This is a genomic window from Mangrovimonas futianensis, assembly GCF_021245805.1.
GTDB classification, from domain to species: domain Bacteria; phylum Bacteroidota; class Bacteroidia; order Flavobacteriales; family Flavobacteriaceae; genus Mangrovimonas; species Mangrovimonas futianensis.
Genome location: NZ_JAJJNF010000004.1, coordinates 15,466 through 36,040 on the forward strand (window position 1 = coordinate 15,466; position 20,575 = coordinate 36,040).

Here is a 20,575-nt window from a genome sequence, read left to right on the forward strand (position 1 = left end):
ATAAACGAAATAATACATTTGGGAATCATTATGAAATAAAATTGACCCCTTTGAGACCTTTTTGGATTCTACTTTGCTTTTTAGTATTTCCTACTGTCCTTTTTTCCCAATCAAATGGAAAGAAACGGTACATGAGTCCATGGGAAGTTATTGATTCCTTATTTATAGACCATGATTTGGAGAATTATTCCCTTCGGTTATTTTCAGATTATAAGGTAAAATCCTTTAAACTGACTCATGATGATTTCAAAACCCGCTATGTTCCTAAAAACCGATTCAATTTAGGATTGGGAATTGCAAATAGCAAAGCCATGTTGGATGTTGGTTTTAATATCAGGAACGGAAACAGGGAGGTCACCAAACGCTTTGACCTGCAAGGGTCCTTTATCATCAGAAAACGGCATTACATAAATGGCTACTTTCAAATTTACAATGGCTATAACAACAAAAATGATTTGGGAGAAATCCCCCGTTTTAGAAGAGATGTAAAATCGAGAACTATTGGATTTAATTATCTCTACACATTTTCTGATATTGAATTTTCATATACTCTGTTGAAAGCAGGATTACCAAAGTTCCATAAAAACGTCTATGTTACAGGAGGTGTGGGTACTTTTGCTGTATTTGATTACTTTTCTGCTGATGGGAATATCCTACCTCCAGAAGTCACCAATGAACTTAATGAAGAACTGAAAATAAAAAGATATAATGGTCGTGCGGCAGGATTAATGGTAGGTCTCTTATCTGCTTTTGTTTTGCCAGAAAACATCATTGTGACCTTTACTGCAATGCCCGGAATTGCTCTAATGAATAAAAAAGTAACCTTAGAAGACGACAGCTATCGGCCTAAGGATCCTTGGCTCTACAAACTGGACGCTTCATTAGCCGCTTCTTACAGTTTTAAAAGATACTACGCCACTTTATCTTATGAAACAGGGGTATATTCTACTGATTTTTCAGATTATAGATATACTTTTAACTTATCCACAGCGAAATTAACCTTGGGTTATAAGTTGAAATACTAAAGTTTTTCAAAGGCTTCTTTAACAACCTCTTGACCATATTCACGTTCCAACCTTCTGATGGCAAAATGGGCTTTAGCCATTTTTTGAAAATGATCGATGTAAACATAATTCAAACCACTACCTCCAGCCGCACCAATAACAGGAACAGCTTGTGTGAGGAATTTTTCAGAAAACAATGCGCTCAATCGGCCAGCGATGTTGGATACAAATTTGGAAAGCATATCTGATCCCAAATTTCCCGTGTATGCGATAGCGGTTGCTAAAGTTTTATTAAGTCCAGAATGAGTCAATTGATTGACAGCTGTAGACAACATATACCTAGTGGTATAGTAACTTGCCTCCATATCATCATCCCACTTTTTTTGTCCACCCAAAGCAAAGACCTCCATACATGCCAGTTGACCTTCTAGGGAATAAATATCCTCCCCTTCACTCCTAGCAATATCCATTATGGAACGCATAATAAATTTGGTAGACACTCCTAACTCAGCAAAAAACAAAGCCGTTCCTACTCCTGTAGCAGACCCAAAAAAGCCACTAGCGCCACCAGTCAATGTGACAACTCCCTTATATAAACCTTTTTTGGGCTTCTGAAATTCTTTATCCTTTTGAATAGTTAAGAGATTCGCCTTAATAGTTGTCATCAATATCTTCTCAATACTATTCTGCAATTTAATTTGCACTTTGTTAGGTAGTTTCCTAACCGTAGATTCCAATCCATCCCCCACCATATTCAAAGACTTCATCAACCAAGTAGGGTGTTCCATAGCATGTTTGGCCTCTGCCAGAATTTTGAGATCTGTCTGCTTTAAAGGGGTATCTATGTCATACTCAGTAGGAATATTTTCTTCCATGGTTTGCCTGATTTGGTTAGGTTTTGCATAAAGTTAGCCATTATTTCCAATAACAAATAAAATATCTTCAAATAGCCAATCATATAAAAAGTGTCTAAAAACACTCATTCCCAACTAACTTAAAATCAATCAATTCAAAAACTTATTGTAATTTAGAGATATTCCCATACGCCATTTCAGTTTTGAAGCCTACACTTTTTTCGGATTAACCAACTTAAAAAAAATACATCATGTTAGAAGGCTTTTTAAATATTGTTTACGGCTTAATTGCTTCACTCCTATTGATGAGTGTCGGATTTCTTTATGGACGTTACAAGGAACGGAAGAGGCAAAAAGGGAGTCCGTTGGAGAACTACCCTTTTTATCCATTTAGTCTAGACGATAAAAACATGTTACAATTTGATTTGAAATTGTTTAATCAAGCGGTATCAGAATTAAAGAAACATAAAAATTACCAGGCTGGCGAGCAATTAATTTTAATTGGAGAACAAAATAATGTTAGGCAAATTTTAAAGCATGACGAACTCCATGCTTACAATAAGTTATATAAAATATATGATGGGGATAAGGTGCTAGATGATTCGGTTCATTTTTTAGAAAACTACAAACGAATTGTGCGTCTTATAGGGGACAGCTTTCCAGATTGTGGCATAGAAATTCTGCTTCATAATTTAAGCAATCCATACAAAGCATTGTACTGTATAAAAAATAACGTAACAGGTCGAAATATTGAGGCTCCGGCAACCAACCTCGTAATGGATTTAAAACGTAGAAACTCCATAAATGAGGACAAATTGAATTATGAATTGAATATTGGGTCTCGAAAATTTAAGTGCACCACCATTCCAATTTTCAAAGAAAAAACTGGTCTAGTTGGCGCTATTTGTATCAATGTGGACTATAATTATCTACAAAAAAAGGTTAAAAAAAATCCAGAATTGATCGATCAATTTCTGGACACCATCTGTAAAGTGAATATGGTATTGGATGAGAATATTTTGAGCAAGCATGAATATGAATTGGCTCTAAATGGTAAAAGCCACTTTAGGGATTTTTAAACTGAATCTATGCCTTTCTTCTGCCAATACCCGTCATAAATAGCTCTATTCTTCTTTGATTTTTTAAGAAAATATTAAAACCATCCTCCTATATTTTTTATAGGTTTACAACATGATGAAGCCAAAACAAATAACTCCTTTCCAATATGTATTTTCTATTTGGGGGTTGGTATTGTTACTCATCGTTTCACCTTGTAAAGTCAGAAACTTTATTCAAGAAGAGCTGGGATTTCCTAAAACGGAGGTTTCCAGCAAAAGCCAAACGACTTTAAAAAATGTAAGTTGTCATTCCTTTGACAACCAAACCTTAGACTTTAAATCAAAGAAGTCTGAGTCTACTAAGAAATTGTCCTTTAGCAATTTCGCATACCCGGTGGTTTGGGACATTCAAAAAGCCACAGGGCCACTTTCAAAGATAAAGGAGATAGACTATCAAATCACCCCTCCTAAGCCTTATTACATTTTGTATCAAAACTTCAAGGACTATTTAATTTAGGCACCTTATAAGGGCACCTTATCAGTTTCTATAAAACTGATTCCACTTTAAAATCTATAACAAATAAAACTCAAGGTTAACAGCATAAATGTTGCTACACCTTATTCTTTGCTTAGCTCTTTTCTTAGAGTTAAGCTGTTCAATACTTAAACAAATTTAACAATGAATCGTATTTCATATTACATAATCACTATGGTTTTCATACACTTTGGAAATACCCATATTAAAGCGCAAAACCCTGACAAGCAAAACTATGTAGTTATCTCAAAAAACATCAAACAATTAAATCCCATTTTATTAACTGCAAAGGAACTTCAAACTGAAGATGGGAAAACATTTGGAGATTTCATTGTCATCTTCTGCGGAAAAACAGTCTCAGAAATGGTAAACGACCCAGATTTGAACAAGCTACTAGAACAAGCCAAAGAGCAACATATTCAAATCTTGGCTTGTGGTTTATCCTTGAAAAAATTCCATATAAATCCTGAGGAATTACCAAATTCAATAAAAATTACTAAAAACGGTATTTTAAAAAGTTTTCAATTAATCAAAAAAGGATACTTCACACTAACCATTTAATAAAACAACATGAAACAAATTCATTATAAACAAAACGCTGGATTTCTCACTCTAGCTCTAAGATTGGTGATAGGTTGGACTTATTTTTCAGCTCTTTGGAGACGAACTGTATTAACTGATAAACTGAATCCAGATTTGCCAGGATACATTGGAGAAAAATTCAACCATTTTTTACCTCATGCCTTAGGAATAAAACCCATCATTCAATATTTAGTAGAACACCCCGATGCCTTGTGGATAAACATGTTAATTTTCACGATAATAGAAGGTCTTGTTGGCCTATTTATAATACTAGGATTGGGGACTCGTTTGATGAGTTTTGGAGTCTTTTTCTTGGCTATGGGTATTTTATTAGGTTCAGGCTGGATAGGCACTACCTGTTTGGACGAATGGCAAATAGGCATATTGGGTATAGCCACAGGATTCACTCTTTTCTTAACTGGAAGCAGCCATTACTCCATAGATTTCTGGTTGCTTAAAAAACATCCCTTTTTAAAGACCAAAAAGTGGTTTTCATGGTTGGGGTCTGGAGCATTACCCATTAAAGAAAATCCTTTTAAAAATGTCGTTTTAATAGGCTCTTTCAGTATACTAGCAATCACTTTATTGACCAATCAAGTTTTTCATGGCGGTCTTTGGGGAACACTGCACAATAAATCTGTTAAACCAAATTTTGAACTTACCGAAGGCTCTTTTTCAAATGACGAATTGTCTTTTAACATTTATAGAACTGAGGGTGTGGACGTATATGGTGCTTGGGTTATTGAAGTTTCAGTTTTTGATGCGCATCAAGATCAAGTCATTCAATTTGATTCAAAAGATCTGGCTGCCCTCCTACCAAAGCAAATTGACAATTATTATGTAGCTAAGGCAACCCCATCTCAGCATAGTTTAAAAGTACCTTTAGGTTCGAAAGCCAAAATTCATTTGAACCATCCTGATTTTAAAAACCTTCCTAAAGGAGTTTACACCATAACCATGACAGATATAAGTGGTGCCCAATGGCATCTAGAAATTCCTAAAGACTAGGATACTTTTCAATACATCCTTTTGAGAATAAAAAAATCCGCCCTAAAGCGGATTTTTTTATTTTATAACTACTTACCATTTGGCAATTTCTTCTCTCAATTCTTCCTTGGTCTTTCCAGTTTTTTCTTGGATTCTTCCAAGCATTTCATCAAACTTACCTTCTGTAAAAGTAAGGTCATCATCAGTCAAATCGCCATAGCTTTGTTTAACTTTTCCTTTTATTTGATTCCAGTTTCCTTTTATTTCTTCATTTGTCATAATAAATTGATTTTAAGGTTCATGTATAAAATTAAGGTTTTGATGATCAAATTATCCTAATTAAAACTTAGGATTGTCTTAAAGGAATGTTATTTATTAAAGCAGAGTTCTTTCTTTCCATTTCATTTTTCATTTTGAAAAGAGAAAAGGCAGCCCAATTGGCCACCTTTTCCGATCTTAATTCATTTTCATCCTTTTACTATTTCTGAATAGGTACCGCATCAAACGGATCTACCATGGCGATAAATAACACACAAGGATCACCTTTCAGGCATTTTGCAGTATGGGGTTTTTTAGCTGGTCCGTAGGCATACGAACCTGCTTTGAGCACTTGTGTTTTCTCACCTTCATAAGTAACCTCCATGGTACCAGAAATCAATATCATTCGTTCAGGTGAGGTGTGCGTATGTTTCATAATGAACGTATCAGGCTCAACCTTGAAGAGAAAATCTAAATTTGGCTTTTCTATATCCCCATGTAAAATGGTAAATGTACACCCTGGAAAAAAATCTGGGGCAGGATTCCATTTTAGGGTTGGACTATCAGCTGAAACGGCATAAGACATTTCTGCTGTTTGGGCATATAATTGAATTCCCAAAAGGAACAAAACCACGAACATCATGGTTTTTAAATTGAATTTAAAAACTGCTTTTTTCATATCGGAAGGTTTTAGTTATCTCTATAAGATACGACATTTATCTAATTACCTCACCTTAAATCATTTAAAACTCCCTTGAACAAAATCAAAATTCATAAGAGCAATAAAAATGATGTTACAAATCAAAAATAATTTCTAGGCAAATAATCAACTTTTAATTTTATATTTGATATAAAAACCTGCTTTTCAAGTAATTAAAAGGCTATTCATGACCAACAAAAAAAACAGACAGAATAAATGGTATCACATCACTCTATGTTATGTCATATTATTTTTGGTTCCCTTCACAATAATAGGTCAACAAACAACTGACTCCACATCGATTGAAAAGCCTTCAAAATTTGACAAATTCAACAAAAAAGCTGAATATTTATTCACCTATATACCTGTCCCCATTTATTCCTATTCATCGGAAGCCGGTCACACCTATGGTCTTGCCAAATTCAATGTGTTTAACCTTTATAAAAATGATACACTTACCAAACCATCGCGACTGTCAGAAGTGGTCACTTTCTCCTCGGAAGGAAGAATAAATGCATCTGTTTCGACCGATTTAATGTTTAAAAACAATGACTATTTAATTATTAGCTACATCAACTATAAAAAAACGCCGGAGTACTTTTTAGGTATTGGTAATGATGTCTCCATTGATGATATCGAACAGATTTCAACCAATCGATTTAAATTTGAAGCCTGGGGCCTCAAAAAAATGAAAGTCAAGAACCTCTATGCGGGGATTGGTTTGGACCTCACAGATTATTTCGATATTGAAGCAAATCCCGATAGTTATCTCTACTCTAACAATGTCATTGGTAATGAAGGTGGCTTTGCTTTTGGTCTAAAAGCGATTGCGGCAATTGAGGGTAGAGAAAACCGATACAATGCCCAAGGAGGCCATTTTGCTCAAATATCCTACACTCTTTACCCCTCGTTTCTAGGTAGTGAATTTAAATTCTCGAGTTGGGAGATTGACCTCAGAAAATACTTAAACCCATGGAGCAATCACATCATTGCTTTTCAAGCCACGACCTTTGGAACTAGTGGTGACGTACCTTTCTATGCACTTGCACAATTAGGTGGAGATAAACAAATGAGAGGGTATTATAAAGGTGCTATACGAGATAAAATCTTGGTTGATTCTCAATTAGAATATCGTTTACCCATATGGAACATCTTTGGAATGGTAGGTTGGGTAGGCACCGGTAGAGTAGCATCCAAATATCGCGATTTAAAACTGGATGGATTTTGGCTTAATTATGGCGCGGGGTTGCGAATTATGGTTGACAGCAAGCACCAAACCAATCTAAGATTTGATTGGGGATTTGGCCCAAATGGCATCCATGGTTTCAATATTAGTTTTGCAGAAGCATTTTAACATCCAAAATTTTCAACCATAGAACAATGGTGATTAAAAATAGAAAGGATACTCTAACCCTTGCCCGCAACTTGAAAAATTCAAAATGAATTTTATGTTGTTTTTAAATCAAACCAGTCCTCGGTAATAAGCTGCTCGGTATGGATGTTATCTATATGAGTAAATTCATTCTTGGAGGCGTTGTATGTATAATCCTTGCCCCACTCAGAAAAAGATTTGGATACTGCTTCAATGGCATCACATATGCTTTCTAATTCTTCATTGGTCATAGTTGGATGAATGGACATCCTTACCCAACCTGGACGCTCCATAAGGCAACCCTCTAATATCTTTTGTTCTATGGCTTTTGAAGTCAACTGATCTACATGCAACAGGTAATGTCCATAGGTACCTGCACAAGAACACCCGCCACGGGTTTGAATACCAAAGCGATCATTAAGTAACTTGACAACCAAATTGTAGTGGGCATTTTCAATATAAAAAGAAAATACACCCAATCTGTCGGTGTGCTCTTCTGCTAAGATTGTTAGATTGTCAATTTTTGAAAGTCTATCAAAAACAATTTTATTGAGTTCGTGCTCTCTTTTCAAAATGTTTTCAACACCCATTTCTTCTTTTAACTGAATGGACAATGCGATTCTTATAGCCTGTAAAAAGCCTGGAGTACCCCCGTCTTCACGGGTTTCTATGTCATCAATATAATCATGATCTCCCCATGGGTTTGTATAGGAAACGGTTCCCCCTCCCGGATTATCGGGCACTAGATTTTTATAAAGTTTTTTATTAAAAATCAATACGCCTGAAGACCCAGGTCCACCCAGAAATTTATGTGGTGAAAATGTAATGGCATCCAAATATTGCTCCTCATCCTCAGGATGCATATCAATAGCAACATAAGGTGCTGAACAGGCGAAATCAACAAAGCATAGCCCATTATTCTGATGCATCAATTTGGCAATATCATGATAATTGGTTCTAATACCGGTCACATTAGAACAACCTGTTATAGCAGCTATTTTTAATGGAACCGATTGATGCTTTTTCAACAGTTCATTCAAGTTCTCCAAACAAGGCAACCCTCTTTCATCCGAAGGAATAACTTCTACCTTGGCAATGGTTTCCAGCCAAGAAGTCTGGTTGGAATGATGTTCCATGTGAGAAACAAAAATAACTGGTCTTTTATCTGTTGGAACATTTGTGTGATCTTTCAGGTTCTCATTGAGCTTTATTCCCAAAATACGCTGAAATTTATTGATAGCTCCAGTCATGCCCGTTCCTGTAGTTATCAAAACGTCATCTGCAGAGGCATTGACATGCTTTTTGATAATCGTCCTGGCCTGATGGTAGGCCAAAGTCATGGCCGAACCTGTGATGGATGTCTCGGTATGTGTATTAGCCACAAATGGACCAATGTTATTGAGCAGTTTATCCTCTATAGGTCGATATAAGCGGCCACTGGCTGTCCAATCGGCATACAAGATTTTTTTCTTGCCATAAGGTGATTCAAATTCCTGATCATTGCCTACAATATGTTCCCTAAACTTTGAAAAATAAGCTTCAAGCTCCGTTATTTGTTTAACATCCGAATCCATCATTTTCACTAAGCTAATTAAATTTGTCTGTATTTCTTGTCCTTAAAACCATTCACAAAAGAGCTGCACAACAAGGTTGCCGCCTCATAAATCATCATAATTTCTTAATGGTTTCTATGACTTTGCAAAGGTAGTGAAGAAATTGAATTGAGAATCCAATTTCTTAAATTCCTGCCTTTAAAATTAGCCATATCCTCAACCAAGTAGTAATCTTGAACATCAAACTTTTAGATAATATTCTACAACTTTTGAATTTAATATGTAGCTTTAACTTAATCCTTAAAACATTACATCGCAATGATTTGTTGGACCATACATTTGTTAAGTAACGACCAAAAATAATTTAAAGTGAGATTAAGAGCTCTAGGATTAAAGGAGGACAAATTAAACCCCATTTTTGATTCTCCGGAAAGCCAGCAATTGTTGGGCATTTATGAAAGTTACTATCCAAAAATAGGATTTATCCCTCCTTGGATTGCCTACCTGATCCTAAAGGACGACAAGGTAGTAGGAACTTGCAGTTTCACTGGAAGTCCAAAGGATGGAGCTGTTGAAATTGCCTATTGGACTTTCAAAAAATTTGAAGGACAAGGCGTGGCATCCTTTGCTTGTGCAGCTCTGATATCTATTGTAGAAAAAGAGAACCCTGATTTAAAGGTCATTGCCAAAACTGCTCCAGAACATAATGCTTCCACCAAAATATTGGAAAAAAATGGTTTTATGTTTTCCAAAATTGTTCAAGATGATGATATAGGAGATGCTTGGTTATGGATTCGAAACGCTTCAATAGATAGCCAAAATCATATGAAAACTTAAGAATTATATTTTTTAAAAAGCCAACATATAAGGAGATTTCATAGTTTAAGGAAACAATAGTCCTTTCATTTTTACACTACACTTAAGTTAATTTCATGAAAGTAGTCAGGCCATTTTCACAAATATTTAGCACAATTAAATTGTGCACAATTTAATTGTGCGTTACTTTTGTATTCTATTTTAAAAGTCATGTCAGAAAATTTAAAATTAAGCAATCAAGTGTGCTTTCCTGTTTATACGTTAGCCAAAGAAGTGATTAATCTCTATAGACCTATATTAAAGGATTTAGACCTAACCTACCCTCAATATTTGGTCATGCTTGTTCTGTGGGAAAGTGGTGAGCAGCATGTTTCTGAAATAGGCTGCAAGTTGCATTTAGACAGTGGTACACTAACCCCATTGCTGAAAAGGCTAGAACAAAAAAAGCTAATAGAAAGGAATAGAAACAAGAATGATGAACGCATTGTTCAAATTAGTTTGACGCCTTCGGGTAAAAAAATGTATGAAAAGGCCGAATGTATTCCTGATCAAATGGCGTCATCATTTAATATTCCAATCAATCAATTGCAGGAACTAAAAGAAATCATTGAACAAATTTTAATCCAGATTAATAAATAAGAATGAAAACAATCTATACAACAGCTGCCAAAGTAACTGGTGGAAGAAATGGACATGTAAAAAGCGACAACGGTATACTAGATCTAGAAGTTCGCCTTCCAAAAGCCATGGGAGGAGAATCGGATAATTACCCAAATCCCGAGATGTTATTTGCAGCAGGTTATGCTGCTTGTTTTGACAGTGCCTTAAATCTTATCATAAGCAAAAAGGGAGTCGATGTTGGTACGACCACTGTAAATGCACATGTCAGCATTGGCATGGTAACTAATGGCGGATATGCGCTAGCCGTAACACTCGATATAAACATCCCTGGCGTTTCCATAGAAGAAGCTAAATCTCTATCTGAAAAGGCACATGAGATCTGTCCTTATTCCAATGCCACCAGAAACAACATTGAAGTTACATTAAACACAACAAATCAATAAAATAATAAGAAATGTCATTAATAGAGAATCTTGAATGGAGACATGCGGTAAAGGCATTTGACCCAAACAAAAAAGTAAGTAAAGCCGATATTGAAAAAATAATTGAAGCCGCCAGACTAGCTCCAACTTCTTCTGGTCTGCAACAATTCAGACTTATTTTAGTATCAGATCAAGAAATTAAAGAAAAGTTAGTACCAGGAGCTTTAAATCCAGATTCTATGAGAGATTGTTCCCATATCTTGGTTTTTGCAGCATGGGACAATTACACGGCTGAAAGAATTGATAAAGTTTATGACTACACCACTGATGAACGTGAATTACCTCGTGGAAGATTTAGTAGTTACACTGACAAATTGAAAGAAATCTATTTAGATCTTCCGGCTGAAGTTAATTTTGCCCACACTTCTAGACAGACCTACATTGCATTAGGTCTAGCCCTAGCGCAAGCTGCCGAATTAAAAATTGACACCTGTCCAGCTGAAGGTTTTGACAACCAAGTTGTGGATGAAGTACTTGGATTGCAAGAGATGGGACTTAAAAGTGTATCATTAATCTACATTGGGTATTCTGATGAAGAAAAAGATTGGGTGAAACCTTTGAAAAAAGTAAGAATCCCGAGAGAAGAGTTTGTGATAGATATGCATTCATAACCTCCTATTTCCTTTTAGGAAGTAAAAAGTATTGAAAGACCAGATATTTAAGAGCGATAAGGAGCTTGAAAATGTCTGGTTTTTTTATTTCTTACACAAAAAAATTTTCATTAAGATCTTTACATCGGATAGATTTTCATCATTTCATTTAATGTCTTAGAATCTTAATCGCCATAAAAAACTGGTTTACAAGGCCCTACTATCACTCTTGCTTTTTCATTTTATTCTAAAGAATTTTCTTTCAGAATTTAAAATAATTTTCTAGATTTAGAATCTCTCCTAAGGCCTAAATAATAGCTTGTATTAAAGAAGCTATTTAATAGAATTAACTAAAAATAGCAATAAACATTATTAGCTAGATGCACATGTATTTGGCCAACTTTTATACCCCTTTAAAAACCTAACTTAACCATGAAAAAAACAGTTTTCACGCTACTCCTTGTTAGCTTAACCTCTATTGCCTATACTCAAAAACTTTACAAGGCCATTGAAAAAGGAGATTTCTCCAAGACAGAAACCCTCATTAAGAAAGGAGAAGATGTCAATGAATATAATAAAAATGGTTTATTTCCTTTATGGAGAGCTGCTGCTGATAATAATTATAAAATATCAGAACTTCTCATCAAAAATGGAGCCGATGTAAACCAGATTAGCAAATTGAATTCTGCCAACTCTTCATCAATTGAATATCCTTGTCAAGAAGGCTACTTTGAAATTGTAAAACTACTCGTTGACAATGGTGCCAATGTGAATTTTAGAGGTTATCTTGATTTTACCCCAATAAGAGTAGCAGCAAGAAACGGACACCTAGAAATTGTAAAATATCTTAGTGAAAATGGAGCAGAAATTGACTTTAAAGCGAAAGATCAAGCCACACCTCTAGAGCATGCCGCATCCAAAGGTCATTATGAAATATCTAAATATCTTATTGAAAAAGGAGCCGATGTAAATAACCAAGATAAAGATGGAGATTTCCCATTAGGTGAAGCTGCCAAAAGTGGTTATTTAGAACTTATCCAGCTTTTAATTGATCATGGAGCTGATTTGACATTGAAAAATAAGGATAATAAAAATGCTTATGATTTAGCAAAGGAGAGAGGTCAAAAGAAAGCAGCAGACCTAATAAAAAAGTATATGACGAAATAATTTTATTCAATAATTTGAATGCTACCATAAACAAATAATTAGATTTTAAAACCTTATGGAAAACCCAACCTGCCCTTGTTGTAAAATAGCTATTTTAGAAAGTACGCCTATCTGCAGTAATTGCCAATTCCCCTTTAACGGCACCGAAAAAGAAAAAGCTATTCACATTGGAAGATTTATAAGTAGTAAAGGAGTCCTTACAGATTCTGATGACTCAATTTCAAAAAGCCAAAAGATACTCTCTGTCATAACAGCTCTTAACACCATTTTTTTAATAATTGGTATTACCAAAGGCAATTATATGATTTTAGACATTATTCTAAATGGCTTTATCACTTTGATTTTCCTCTTATGTGCCATCTTCATTAAAAAGATGCCTCTTGTCTTGACTTGCATTCCCTTGTTTCTAGTCATTGGTATTAATATTTTAAATTATTTTATTGACCCAATCTCTATCCTTTCTGGTATTGCAATGAAGCTTGTAATCATCATAAGTCTGGGATACAGTGTCTATCTCATTGTTCAAGCAAAAAAATTCCAAAAACAATTTAAAATAGTCCCATAATAACTTAATCGCATCATCGCGTACTGAAATTACAATTTTCAAATTCTTAACTGACCATTCACTAAGCACCCATTTAAATACTATGTAAACTATTCAATTATGAAAAAATCAATATTAATTACACTTTTTATTCTAGCAGTTAGCTATTCAAATGCTCAAAATTTTGTTGAATTAGCTAACTACGAATTCAAAACTCCTGAAAGTTATCAAACTGAAAAGAGCAAAGTGCTCATGTGTGCAAATTACCTTTTCGACAACCCAGCGAACAAATCAGAATTAAATAGACTTTCAGCCATTCAATATATTATGAAGTGGATGACAGGAACTCCAGATTACTCCTTTGAAATAGGCGAGAAATCAATGGATCTAACTAAAGGAAACTCCGATCTTTTGGGTCTTTATATGGCGGCAATGTCAAAAGTTGTTTTAGAGAATGAAGGCACAATTTTATCCAATGATGAAATTTACAAACAATCTGAAGCGCTTCTCGTAACTTATTGTGCCAATTCTGAAAACCATATGAAACCATCAAAAAAAATCAGAAAAATACTTAAAAATCAAAATGGCTAAAGCATTTGTTTTACAAATAATTTTAACCCTTAACTCCTGAACCATTCCATATGATTCCTAAGCTTCTTTTGTATTTTATATTTATAACAGGTGTATGGGTAAATGCCCAAAACCAAAATCCAGATAATATCTTAAAAGAAGGAAAACTGCTCTATAGACTAGAAAAAGGTTCTTGGTATGGCACTGATCATATGTTAGAAAATTTCCCTAATAAAAATGACTCTATTGGAGGGTACCTATCTTATGAAACACCACAAAATAAAATCAATACTATTTTCTTTAGCCGATTTGATTCGAATAAAATACTTATCCGCTATGAGTTTGACAGTATTCCTAAACCAGAGCCTTCAAAAATTGACAGCTTGAATCGAAATGCAACTCTTTTGGAAAAAAATTTAATTCTAATGAGAAAAGATGCTAGCAGTAGAGTTTATTCAAACAAAGATCAATTTTTTACATTTTATGAAAATACTGCCCTAAACTTTATTCCTGTAATAAGTAAGAAGGAAAGGGCCGTATTTATCATAACAGGGCCTCAAGTCTCTGGTGTGGTTTTGATAGGTAATGATTACAAACTTAATTATGACAATAATAATAAGTTCGTAAATAAGAAAAAGATCCATAATTCTATTTTACAATTCCCTTACCGGTCTGAAAATGATAAAAGCCCAATAACTACAACTTTTCATTCTCATTTGATTACAGAATTTATTTCATCTACTGACATTTGTACATTATTGCTTTACAAGGACTTCTTAGAATGGGAAAAACACTATGTGATTCACAAAAAAGAGGTATCCATTTTTGATTTAAAAAAAGAAACCCTTTTCACAATGAAAAAAAAGGCTTGGGATAAGATTAATAATCACGAAGAAAATAAAAAGTAAACTTTGTATAACGCTCCAACAAATTCTACAACAATAAACCCATAAAGCATTCAAAATGAAATCAAAACACCTCTTTTTAAGCTTTCTTTTTTTACTCTTTTGGTCATTTACCATGAGCGCTCAAGACCAAATTGAAGATCTCGTAGAAGAGGGAATTGCCTACCATGATAAAGGAGAGTTTGCTCAAGCCATAGAAACTTATAAAAAAGCCTTAAGTATTGATCCAAATTCCACCTTGGTGAATTATGAAATAGCTTTTAGTCATTTCTGCAAAGGAGATTATGAAGAGGCTATCAAATATTCGGATAATGTGCTTATTCAGGAAAAAGGAAACATGTTAGAAGCCTATACAACAAAAGGATCAGCTCTTGATATGCTTGGAAAGACAAAAGAATCCATAGAGTTGTTTGAAAAAGCTATTAAAAAGATGAATGGCCACTATTTACTTTTTTACAATTTAGGATTGAATTACTATAAAACAAACGATTTGGACAAGGCCGAAGTGAATGTGATAAACGCCATTGAACATAACCCTAACCACTCCAGTAGCCATCTCATGTTAGCAAATATCCAAAATCAAAAAGGGAATGCTGTACCAACCTTATTAGCTACCCATTATTTCCTTTTCTTGGAACCAGATTCGAAAAGGTCCATTCAAGCTTTAGATATGCTTTACAAGAATTTTTGGGGAAATGTAACCAAAGATCCCAACAAACCAAATACTATTAATATTTTGGTTTCCAATAACGACAACAGTCCTTTTAGCACAGCAGAGCTCATGATTTCCATGCTGGAGGCATCTAAGTCTCTCGAAGAAAATAAAGAAAAAACTGAAGACGAAATGTTTGTGGAAAATACCGAATCTTTCTTTAAGGTTTTAGGCGAAATGAAAAAGAAAAGAAACAAGGAAATTTGGTGGACCTTCTACGTAACCTTCTTTTATGATTTAGCCAAAAGTGACCACATAGAGACATACTGTAAGTACATTACACAAAGTAACAATAAGGACTCACAGAAATGGTTGACGGATCATGAAAGTAAACTTATTGAGTTTGATAGTTGGTTAAAAAGTAATTAATCATCAAAACCATATAGAATTTAGATGAACCACACCTTCTTTGGTGTAACCAAAAAGTATTTTTTGCCATATCAAAAAAAATCAAGACCTTAAACTCTTGAAAACCAACAACAAAAAGATATGGCTCAAATAAATCCTTACATCCATTTTAATGGTAACGCTGAAGAAGCATTTACCTTTTACAAATCTGTTTTTGGTGGTGACTTTGCCATGGTCATCCGTTTTAAAGACCTTCCAAATTCTGAACACCCCATTCCTGAAAGCGAAGCTGAAAAAATCATGCATATTGCTTTACCTATAGGCGAAACAGATTTATTAATGGCCAGTGACACACCTGAATTTATGGGGAAGCATAATGAAAATGAAACGCGAAGTAAAATCTCCATTAGTGCCGATTCCAAAGAGGAAGCAGACCAGTTATTTAATGGTCTTTCAGCTGGAGGCACTATAGAAGTGCCCATTTCAGATAGCCCTTGGGGCTCTTATTTTGGAATGCTTCGGGACAAATATGGTATTGAATGGATGGTGGATTATGATTCAAAATACAGTGGTAATTCTTGATAATCCTTATTTATTAGAAAAAACCAATCATTAATAACTGAATCCATTCCTATGAAAAGAATTTCGATATTCATAATAACCTTATTGCTATGTTTTTATTCCCATGCCCAAAAACCAAGAGCTAGGGATTTAGGAGTTCCTTTTGTTGGAGTGCCAGGATTGAACAATGCCATTACTGACGTTAAAGGTGTTGAAGTAGGTTACAGCACCATCATTTCTGGCGAAGGTGAGAATGTTATTGGCAAAAGACCTATTCGAACTGGTGTCACCGCCATTTTTCCTCGTGGAAAAGCTAAAAAATTCAGTCCAGTTTACGCCAATTGGTATAGTCTAAATGGGAATGGAGAAATGACGGGAACAACTTGGGTAACCGAATCTGGATTTCTAGAAACCCCTATCATGATTACCAATACCAACAGCGTTGGAGAGGTGAGGCAAGCCGTATTGAAATGGTTTGTTGACACCGATTGGTACCGTGGAGAGAATTGGTGGTATACTTACCCCGTTGTAGCCGAAACCTATGATGGTTTTTTAAATGATATTTACGGTTTTCACGTTAAAGAAAATCATGTTTTGGAAGCTATTAAAAATGCTAGTAGCGGCAAAATAGCTGAAGGTAATGTTGGTGGCGGTACTGGCATGATGTGTTTGGGTTTTAAAGGTGGCACTGGTACTTCTTCTAGGGTCTTTGAGATTAATGACACTCAATATACAGTTGGGGCTTTGGTACAATCTAATTTTGGAGCTAAAAGAAATCTTTCTATTGCAGGTGTTCCAGTGGGAATAGAACTAAAAGACACCCTAAATTATGAATATAAGGCACCTCCCAAATCGAGTAGACAAGAAGGTGACGGATCAATCATTGTCATAGTAGCCACAGATGTCCCTCTTCTGCCTCATCAGTTAAAAAGAATTGCACAAAGAATACCATTAGGGGTTGGTATCGTAGGAGGCCGTGGAAGCAACGGTTCGGGCGATATCTTTTTAGCATTTTCAACCGCTAATGAGAAAGCCTTTAATCGAGGAGAAATGACCACGGTTCAAACTATGTCTAATGATCTTCTCATGCCTGTTTTTGAGGCTACCGTTCAAGTTGTTGAAGAAGCTATAATCAATGCCATGGTAGCTGCAGAAACCATGGAGGGTATCAATGGCAATAAAGCACACGCCATTCCACACGATTTACTTATTGAGACCTTGAAAAAATACAACAGAATAGAAGACTAAACAAGTTAGAATTAAATTAAAACAGGATCAATACAATAGGGCAAAAAATCAAATGCAACTCTTAGATTTCTTAAGAAAAGTGCTTACAAGCACCTACCTGTTCCTATCTTTACATACATGAATAAACAAATCCCTCGCCTCCTTCAAATGAATTATTTAAAAATGTTATTCCTATTCGTTTTTTTAGGATGGACACAAATTACCGAGAGCCAAAATATAGAAGGGAGAACAATGACCAACCAATTGGTCATACAGTCCAATATTCTAAATGAAAAAAGGACATGTCTTATTAGTCTTCCCGATTCCTATGAAGAAACATCTTTATTAGACCAAAAATACCCTGTCATTATACTATTAGATGGATACACCTTCTTTAAAACCACTATTGGAGTAGTTCATTTTATGAGTTCAGCAAGAAACCGTAATCATTTGATGCCAGAAAGTATCATTGTGGCCATTGAAAATGTTGACCGCGAACGAGATTTTACAAACACTAAAATCAAAACCAAACGACCAAATACAATGGGAGGAGGCCTAAAGTTTTTAAACTTTATTGAAAAAGAATTAGTGCCATTTCTTGATAAAACCTACCGGACAGAACAAACCAGAACACTTATAGGGCATTCTTTAGGAGGACTTCTAGTTTTAAATTCTTATTTGGATGAAAACAGATTATTTGATAGCTACATCGCCATAGACCCAAGCATATGGTGGGATGAGGAAATAATGAAAAACAGAATTGACTCCACCTCTCTTTCAGGCCTGAATAAAAAACTTTACATCGCATCTGCGAACCAAGGAGAAGCTAATTTTGAAAGAAACAAAAAAAGACATGACGCTTTTTATAGTTTAATAAGTGATAGGTTCGGGCCAGATTTAAAAATTAAAGTTGCGTATTTTGATAAGGAAGACCATAGATCTGTTCCTTTAATAGCTCTATATGAAGGGCTTAAATATTTGAATCAGGAAGATTGAATTATCTCATTAAAAGGCCAGTTAAGGGCTTTTGATTTTATCTACCTGATTTGTCTTCTTAAAAACCTCACAATTTTACTACCTTGTATTAAAAGAAAGTTTCAGTTTGAAACAACCAGTAGGCAAATATTCTAAGCAACCTTACAAATACCGAATAGCGTATGTATAGAATTAGTAAAGGACTTGAAAAACCATTACGCAAAATATTGACATGGCTTCCTTCATTAATCATAACCCTGTTCTACATTCCAAACGCTTTAGATAAACTATTGAACTCCTATCAAACTGATAAAATTGTAGCCAATAGCAATATCATGATTGCTACTGGTGTTTTTCTTTTAATTTCCACCGCCTTATTTCTGTACCGTAAAACTATGCTCATCGGGACCTTTCTTTTGGCTCTTTATATGACCTTTATTGTATTTATTCATATGTACAAAGGAAAGCCTTATGAGGTGACCATTTTGATTGTCATTGCAACCATAATGGCCACCTACATAAGAAATCCGCAATCCTTTCATCACAAAACCTCATTATAAACTAATAACAGCTTGCTTGATAGTATAAAGTTTTTGAAAACATAAAATAACTATAAATAGAAAAAGGACGAATTACAAATCCGTCCTTCCCATTTATATTTAGATACAAAAAAGAAACTTTTACACCCTAGGCAAATCCCCGTCACCCTTTAAAGGCAAATAGGATGTTCCCATTAAAAAGGCATCTACATGGTGAGCAGCTTGTCGGCCTTCGGAAATAGCCCACACAATTAAGGACTGTCCCCTTCTCATATCACCAGCTGCAAACACTTTGGCTACATTGGTTTGGTAGTTGTTTTCACCTGCCTTCACGTTGGTTCTCATATCGGTTTCCAAACCAAACTTATCCACCAAAGTATCTTCTGATCCCACAAACCCTAGTGCCAAAAGCACCATATCACATTCCCATTCCTTTTCGGTATTCGGCACTTCCTGTAATACAGGTCTTTGTCCTGGTTTATTTATCCATTCCACCTCACAGGTAACCAAGCCTGTCAAATTTCCTTTTTTATCCTTTTTGAATCGTTTGGTAGAAATACTAAAAACACGCTCCACCCCCTCTTTATGAGACGAACTGGTTCTTAACCTCATGGGCCAATAAGGCCACGGTTGATCTACCGGTCTCTCAATTGTAGGTTTGTGCATGATTTCAAAATTTGTTACCGATTTTGCTCCATGACGGTTACTCGTTCCGATGCAATCGGATCCTGTATCACCTCCCCCAATCACAATCACTTTTTTACCTTTGGCTAAAAGTGCTTCCTCCTCAAACACTTCTCCTGAAACCCGCTGATTATTTTGTTTTAAGAAATCCATGGCCTGATATATACCCTTAGCATCGGACCCTTCAATTGGAAGCCCGCGACGTTTGGTAGCGCCTCCACACAATACAATGGCATCATACTCTTTCTTCAAATCTTTCACCAGGATGTTTTCGCCCACATGGCTATTGGTTTGAAACTGGATTCCCTCGGCCTCCATCACCTCTACTCTTCTGTCAATGATATGCTTTTCCAATTTAAAATCTGGAATACCATAACGCAAAAGGCCTCCCACTTTTTGATCCCGTTCATACACAGTCACGTGATGACCTGCTCTATTTAATTGTTGTGCGGCTGCCAAACCAGCTGGCCCCGAACCAATAACAGCTACTTTTTTACCCGTTCTTACCTTAGGTGGCCTGGGTTTTACCCAACCATTTTTAAAGGCTTCTTCTACTATATTTTTTTCGATATTTTCAATGGTCACTGGGTCTTCATTAATCCCCAGCACACAAGCCTCTTCGCAAGGAGCCGGACATAATCGTCCCGTAAATTCAGGAAAATTATTGGTAGCATGCAGAATTTCTGCCGCTTCTTTCCACTTTCCTTTATAAACCTTATCATTGAAATCTGGAATAAGGTTTCCTAAGGGACAACCGCTATGACAAAAAGGAATACCACAGTCCATACATCTGGCTCCTTGATGCTTTAAATTTTCTTCTGGTAGTTTTTCTGTAAACTCTTTATAATTCTTGAGACGCTCCTTAACTGGTTGGTAAGGCTCCACTTCTCTTTGATATTCTAAAAATCCTGTTATCTTTCCCATAATGCGT

General features: G+C 35.3%; 24 protein-coding genes. 19 read left to right on the top strand and 5 right to left on the bottom strand.

Annotation, left to right across the window (positions count from 1 at the left end; all coding sequences use genetic code 11):
* Positions 1–50 precede the first annotated feature (50 nt).
* Positions 51–1,025, top strand: a complete 975-nt coding sequence (locus LOK78_RS07385) for a DUF4421 family protein (protein ID WP_232634493.1) — start codon at positions 51–53, stop codon at positions 1,023–1,025.
* On the opposite strand, the gene LOK78_RS07390 is transcribed toward LOK78_RS07385, so the two are convergent.
* On the bottom strand, positions 1,022–1,879 hold the full coding sequence (locus tag LOK78_RS07390) for an EcsC family protein (RefSeq protein ID WP_232395776.1): 858 nt from the start codon (positions 1,877–1,879) through the stop codon (positions 1,022–1,024). The two genes, LOK78_RS07385 and LOK78_RS07390, sit on opposite strands and share 4 nt — an antisense overlap.
* A 230-nt stretch (positions 1,880–2,109) precedes the next feature.
* On the opposite strand from LOK78_RS07390, the gene LOK78_RS07395 reads away from it, so the two are divergent.
* The 4 genes from LOK78_RS07395 (at position 2,110) to LOK78_RS07410 (ending at position 5,041) form a co-directional block, all read left to right on the top strand.
* On the top strand, positions 2,110–2,937 hold the full coding sequence (locus tag LOK78_RS07395; RefSeq protein ID WP_232395775.1) for a PAS domain-containing protein: 828 nt from the start codon (positions 2,110–2,112) through the stop codon (positions 2,935–2,937).
* 112 nt (positions 2,938–3,049) lie between these two features.
* Positions 3,050–3,433, top strand: coding sequence for a hypothetical protein (locus LOK78_RS07400; RefSeq protein WP_232395774.1), 384 nt, complete (start codon positions 3,050–3,052; stop codon positions 3,431–3,433).
* 162 nt (positions 3,434–3,595) lie between these two features.
* Complete coding sequence (locus LOK78_RS07405) at positions 3,596–4,012, top strand: DsrE family protein (RefSeq protein ID WP_232395773.1); 417 nt, start codon at positions 3,596–3,598, stop codon at positions 4,010–4,012.
* 9 nt (positions 4,013–4,021) lie between these two features.
* The gene (locus tag LOK78_RS07410; protein WP_232395772.1) at positions 4,022–5,041 is read left to right on the top strand and encodes a TQO small subunit DoxD; all 1,020 of its coding nucleotides are present in this window, start codon (positions 4,022–4,024) and stop codon (positions 5,039–5,041) included.
* Positions 5,042–5,113: 72 nt separating this feature from the next.
* Here LOK78_RS07410 and LOK78_RS07415 read toward each other — a convergent pair whose 3' ends face one another.
* Both LOK78_RS07415 and LOK78_RS07420 read right to left on the bottom strand, forming a co-directional pair.
* Positions 5,114–5,299: a CsbD family protein gene (locus LOK78_RS07415; RefSeq protein WP_232395771.1), complete on the bottom strand. Its 186-nt coding sequence runs from the start codon at positions 5,297–5,299 to the stop codon at positions 5,114–5,116.
* 199 nt (positions 5,300–5,498) lie between these two features.
* A complete protein-coding gene (locus tag LOK78_RS07420) occupies positions 5,499–5,957 on the bottom strand; it encodes a cupin domain-containing protein (protein WP_232395770.1) in 459 nt (152 codons plus the stop codon).
* A gap of 208 nt (positions 5,958–6,165) precedes the next feature.
* Between LOK78_RS07420 and LOK78_RS07425 the strand changes: the two genes are divergently transcribed.
* Positions 6,166–7,332 (top strand): BamA/TamA family outer membrane protein, encoded by a 1,167-nt coding sequence (locus tag LOK78_RS07425; protein WP_232395769.1) that lies wholly within the window; start codon positions 6,166–6,168, stop codon positions 7,330–7,332.
* Between the two features lie 92 nt (positions 7,333–7,424).
* Here LOK78_RS07425 and LOK78_RS07430 read toward each other — a convergent pair whose 3' ends face one another.
* Positions 7,425–8,927: an aminotransferase class V-fold PLP-dependent enzyme gene (locus tag LOK78_RS07430; protein ID WP_232634494.1), complete on the bottom strand. Its 1,503-nt coding sequence runs from the start codon at positions 8,925–8,927 to the stop codon at positions 7,425–7,427.
* A gap of 345 nt (positions 8,928–9,272) precedes the next feature.
* Between LOK78_RS07430 and LOK78_RS07435 the strand changes: the two genes are divergently transcribed.
* The 13 genes from LOK78_RS07435 (at position 9,273) to LOK78_RS07495 (ending at position 18,981) form a co-directional block, all read left to right on the top strand.
* Positions 9,273–9,740, top strand: a complete 468-nt coding sequence (locus LOK78_RS07435) for a GNAT family N-acetyltransferase (RefSeq protein WP_232634495.1) — start codon at positions 9,273–9,275, stop codon at positions 9,738–9,740.
* Positions 9,741–9,929: 189 nt separating this feature from the next.
* Positions 9,930–10,358 carry a MarR family winged helix-turn-helix transcriptional regulator gene (locus LOK78_RS07440; protein WP_232395766.1) on the top strand — a complete coding sequence of 143 codons (429 nt, stop codon included), beginning with the start codon at positions 9,930–9,932 and terminating at the stop codon, positions 10,356–10,358.
* A 2-nt stretch (positions 10,359–10,360) separates the two neighbouring features.
* Positions 10,361–10,783 (top strand): organic hydroperoxide resistance protein, encoded by a 423-nt coding sequence (locus tag LOK78_RS07445; protein ID WP_232634496.1) that lies wholly within the window; start codon positions 10,361–10,363, stop codon positions 10,781–10,783.
* Between the two features lie 11 nt (positions 10,784–10,794).
* On the top strand, positions 10,795–11,433 hold the full coding sequence (locus LOK78_RS07450) for a nitroreductase family protein (RefSeq protein WP_166962269.1): 639 nt from the start codon (positions 10,795–10,797) through the stop codon (positions 11,431–11,433).
* A gap of 411 nt (positions 11,434–11,844) precedes the next feature.
* On the top strand, positions 11,845–12,579 hold the full coding sequence (locus LOK78_RS07455; RefSeq protein WP_232634497.1) for an ankyrin repeat domain-containing protein: 735 nt from the start codon (positions 11,845–11,847) through the stop codon (positions 12,577–12,579).
* Positions 12,580–12,634: 55 nt separating this feature from the next.
* Positions 12,635–13,144, top strand: a complete 510-nt coding sequence (locus LOK78_RS07460; RefSeq protein WP_232634498.1) for a hypothetical protein — start codon at positions 12,635–12,637, stop codon at positions 13,142–13,144.
* A 99-nt stretch (positions 13,145–13,243) separates the two neighbouring features.
* Positions 13,244–13,714, top strand: a complete 471-nt coding sequence (locus tag LOK78_RS07465; RefSeq protein ID WP_232634499.1) for a hypothetical protein — start codon at positions 13,244–13,246, stop codon at positions 13,712–13,714.
* A gap of 50 nt (positions 13,715–13,764) precedes the next feature.
* Positions 13,765–14,601 carry a hypothetical protein gene (locus tag LOK78_RS07470; protein ID WP_232634500.1) on the top strand — a complete coding sequence of 279 codons (837 nt, stop codon included), beginning with the start codon at positions 13,765–13,767 and terminating at the stop codon, positions 14,599–14,601.
* 55 nt (positions 14,602–14,656) lie between these two features.
* Complete coding sequence (locus LOK78_RS07475; RefSeq protein ID WP_232634501.1) at positions 14,657–15,679, top strand: tetratricopeptide repeat protein; 1,023 nt, start codon at positions 14,657–14,659, stop codon at positions 15,677–15,679.
* 120 nt (positions 15,680–15,799) lie between these two features.
* Entirely contained in the window at positions 15,800–16,240 is a 441-nt protein-coding gene (locus LOK78_RS07480) for a VOC family protein (RefSeq protein WP_053969765.1), read from the top strand.
* 51 nt (positions 16,241–16,291) lie between these two features.
* Positions 16,292–17,467 carry a DmpA family aminopeptidase gene (locus tag LOK78_RS07485; protein ID WP_232634502.1) on the top strand — a complete coding sequence of 392 codons (1,176 nt, stop codon included), beginning with the start codon at positions 16,292–16,294 and terminating at the stop codon, positions 17,465–17,467.
* A gap of 117 nt (positions 17,468–17,584) precedes the next feature.
* Entirely contained in the window at positions 17,585–18,442 is an 858-nt protein-coding gene (locus LOK78_RS07490; protein ID WP_232634503.1) for an alpha/beta hydrolase, read from the top strand.
* 161 nt (positions 18,443–18,603) lie between these two features.
* A complete protein-coding gene (locus tag LOK78_RS07495; protein ID WP_232634504.1) occupies positions 18,604–18,981 on the top strand; it encodes a hypothetical protein in 378 nt (125 codons plus the stop codon).
* A 120-nt stretch (positions 18,982–19,101) separates the two neighbouring features.
* Here LOK78_RS07495 and LOK78_RS07500 read toward each other — a convergent pair whose 3' ends face one another.
* Positions 19,102–20,568, bottom strand: coding sequence for a glutamate synthase subunit beta (locus tag LOK78_RS07500; RefSeq protein WP_232634505.1), 1,467 nt, complete (start codon positions 20,566–20,568; stop codon positions 19,102–19,104).
* Between the last annotated feature and the right edge of the window lie 7 nt (positions 20,569–20,575).

Excerpts from the sequence above, each read along its gene's own strand:
- LOK78_RS07395 (WP_232395775.1), top strand. The coding sequence starts at position 2,110 with ATGTTAGAAGGCTTTTTAAATATTGTTTACGGCTTAATTGCTTCACTC.
- LOK78_RS07445 (WP_232634496.1), top strand. The coding sequence starts at position 10,361 with ATGAAAACAATCTATACAACAGCTGCCAAAGTAACTGGTGGAAGAAAT.
- LOK78_RS07405 (WP_232395773.1), top strand. The coding sequence starts at position 3,596 with ATGAATCGTATTTCATATTACATAATCACTATGGTTTTCATACACTTT.
- LOK78_RS07420 (WP_232395770.1), bottom strand. The coding sequence starts at position 5,957 with ATGAAAAAAGCAGTTTTTAAATTCAATTTAAAAACCATGATGTTCGTG.
- LOK78_RS07450 (WP_166962269.1), top strand. The coding sequence starts at position 10,795 with ATGTCATTAATAGAGAATCTTGAATGGAGACATGCGGTAAAGGCATTT.
- LOK78_RS07425 (WP_232395769.1), top strand. The coding sequence starts at position 6,166 with ATGACCAACAAAAAAAACAGACAGAATAAATGGTATCACATCACTCTA.
- LOK78_RS07455 (WP_232634497.1), top strand. The coding sequence starts at position 11,845 with ATGAAAAAAACAGTTTTCACGCTACTCCTTGTTAGCTTAACCTCTATT.
- LOK78_RS07400 (WP_232395774.1), top strand. The coding sequence starts at position 3,050 with ATGATGAAGCCAAAACAAATAACTCCTTTCCAATATGTATTTTCTATT.
- LOK78_RS07470 (WP_232634500.1), top strand. The coding sequence starts at position 13,765 with ATGATTCCTAAGCTTCTTTTGTATTTTATATTTATAACAGGTGTATGG.
- LOK78_RS07500 (WP_232634505.1), bottom strand. The coding sequence starts at position 20,568 with ATGGGAAAGATAACAGGATTTTTAGAATATCAAAGAGAAGTGGAGCCT.
- LOK78_RS07465 (WP_232634499.1), top strand. The coding sequence starts at position 13,244 with ATGAAAAAATCAATATTAATTACACTTTTTATTCTAGCAGTTAGCTAT.
- LOK78_RS07430 (WP_232634494.1), bottom strand. The coding sequence starts at position 8,927 with ATGATGGATTCGGATGTTAAACAAATAACGGAGCTTGAAGCTTATTTT.
- LOK78_RS07410 (WP_232395772.1), top strand. The coding sequence starts at position 4,022 with ATGAAACAAATTCATTATAAACAAAACGCTGGATTTCTCACTCTAGCT.
- LOK78_RS07490 (WP_232634503.1), top strand. The coding sequence starts at position 17,585 with ATGAATAAACAAATCCCTCGCCTCCTTCAAATGAATTATTTAAAAATG.
- LOK78_RS07415 (WP_232395771.1), bottom strand. The coding sequence starts at position 5,299 with ATGACAAATGAAGAAATAAAAGGAAACTGGAATCAAATAAAAGGAAAA.
- LOK78_RS07485 (WP_232634502.1), top strand. The coding sequence starts at position 16,292 with ATGAAAAGAATTTCGATATTCATAATAACCTTATTGCTATGTTTTTAT.
- LOK78_RS07495 (WP_232634504.1), top strand. The coding sequence starts at position 18,604 with ATGTATAGAATTAGTAAAGGACTTGAAAAACCATTACGCAAAATATTG.
- LOK78_RS07390 (WP_232395776.1), bottom strand. The coding sequence starts at position 1,879 with ATGGAAGAAAATATTCCTACTGAGTATGACATAGATACCCCTTTAAAG.
- LOK78_RS07480 (WP_053969765.1), top strand. The coding sequence starts at position 15,800 with ATGGCTCAAATAAATCCTTACATCCATTTTAATGGTAACGCTGAAGAA.
- LOK78_RS07475 (WP_232634501.1), top strand. The coding sequence starts at position 14,657 with ATGAAATCAAAACACCTCTTTTTAAGCTTTCTTTTTTTACTCTTTTGG.
- LOK78_RS07460 (WP_232634498.1), top strand. The coding sequence starts at position 12,635 with ATGGAAAACCCAACCTGCCCTTGTTGTAAAATAGCTATTTTAGAAAGT.
- LOK78_RS07440 (WP_232395766.1), top strand. The coding sequence starts at position 9,930 with ATGTCAGAAAATTTAAAATTAAGCAATCAAGTGTGCTTTCCTGTTTAT.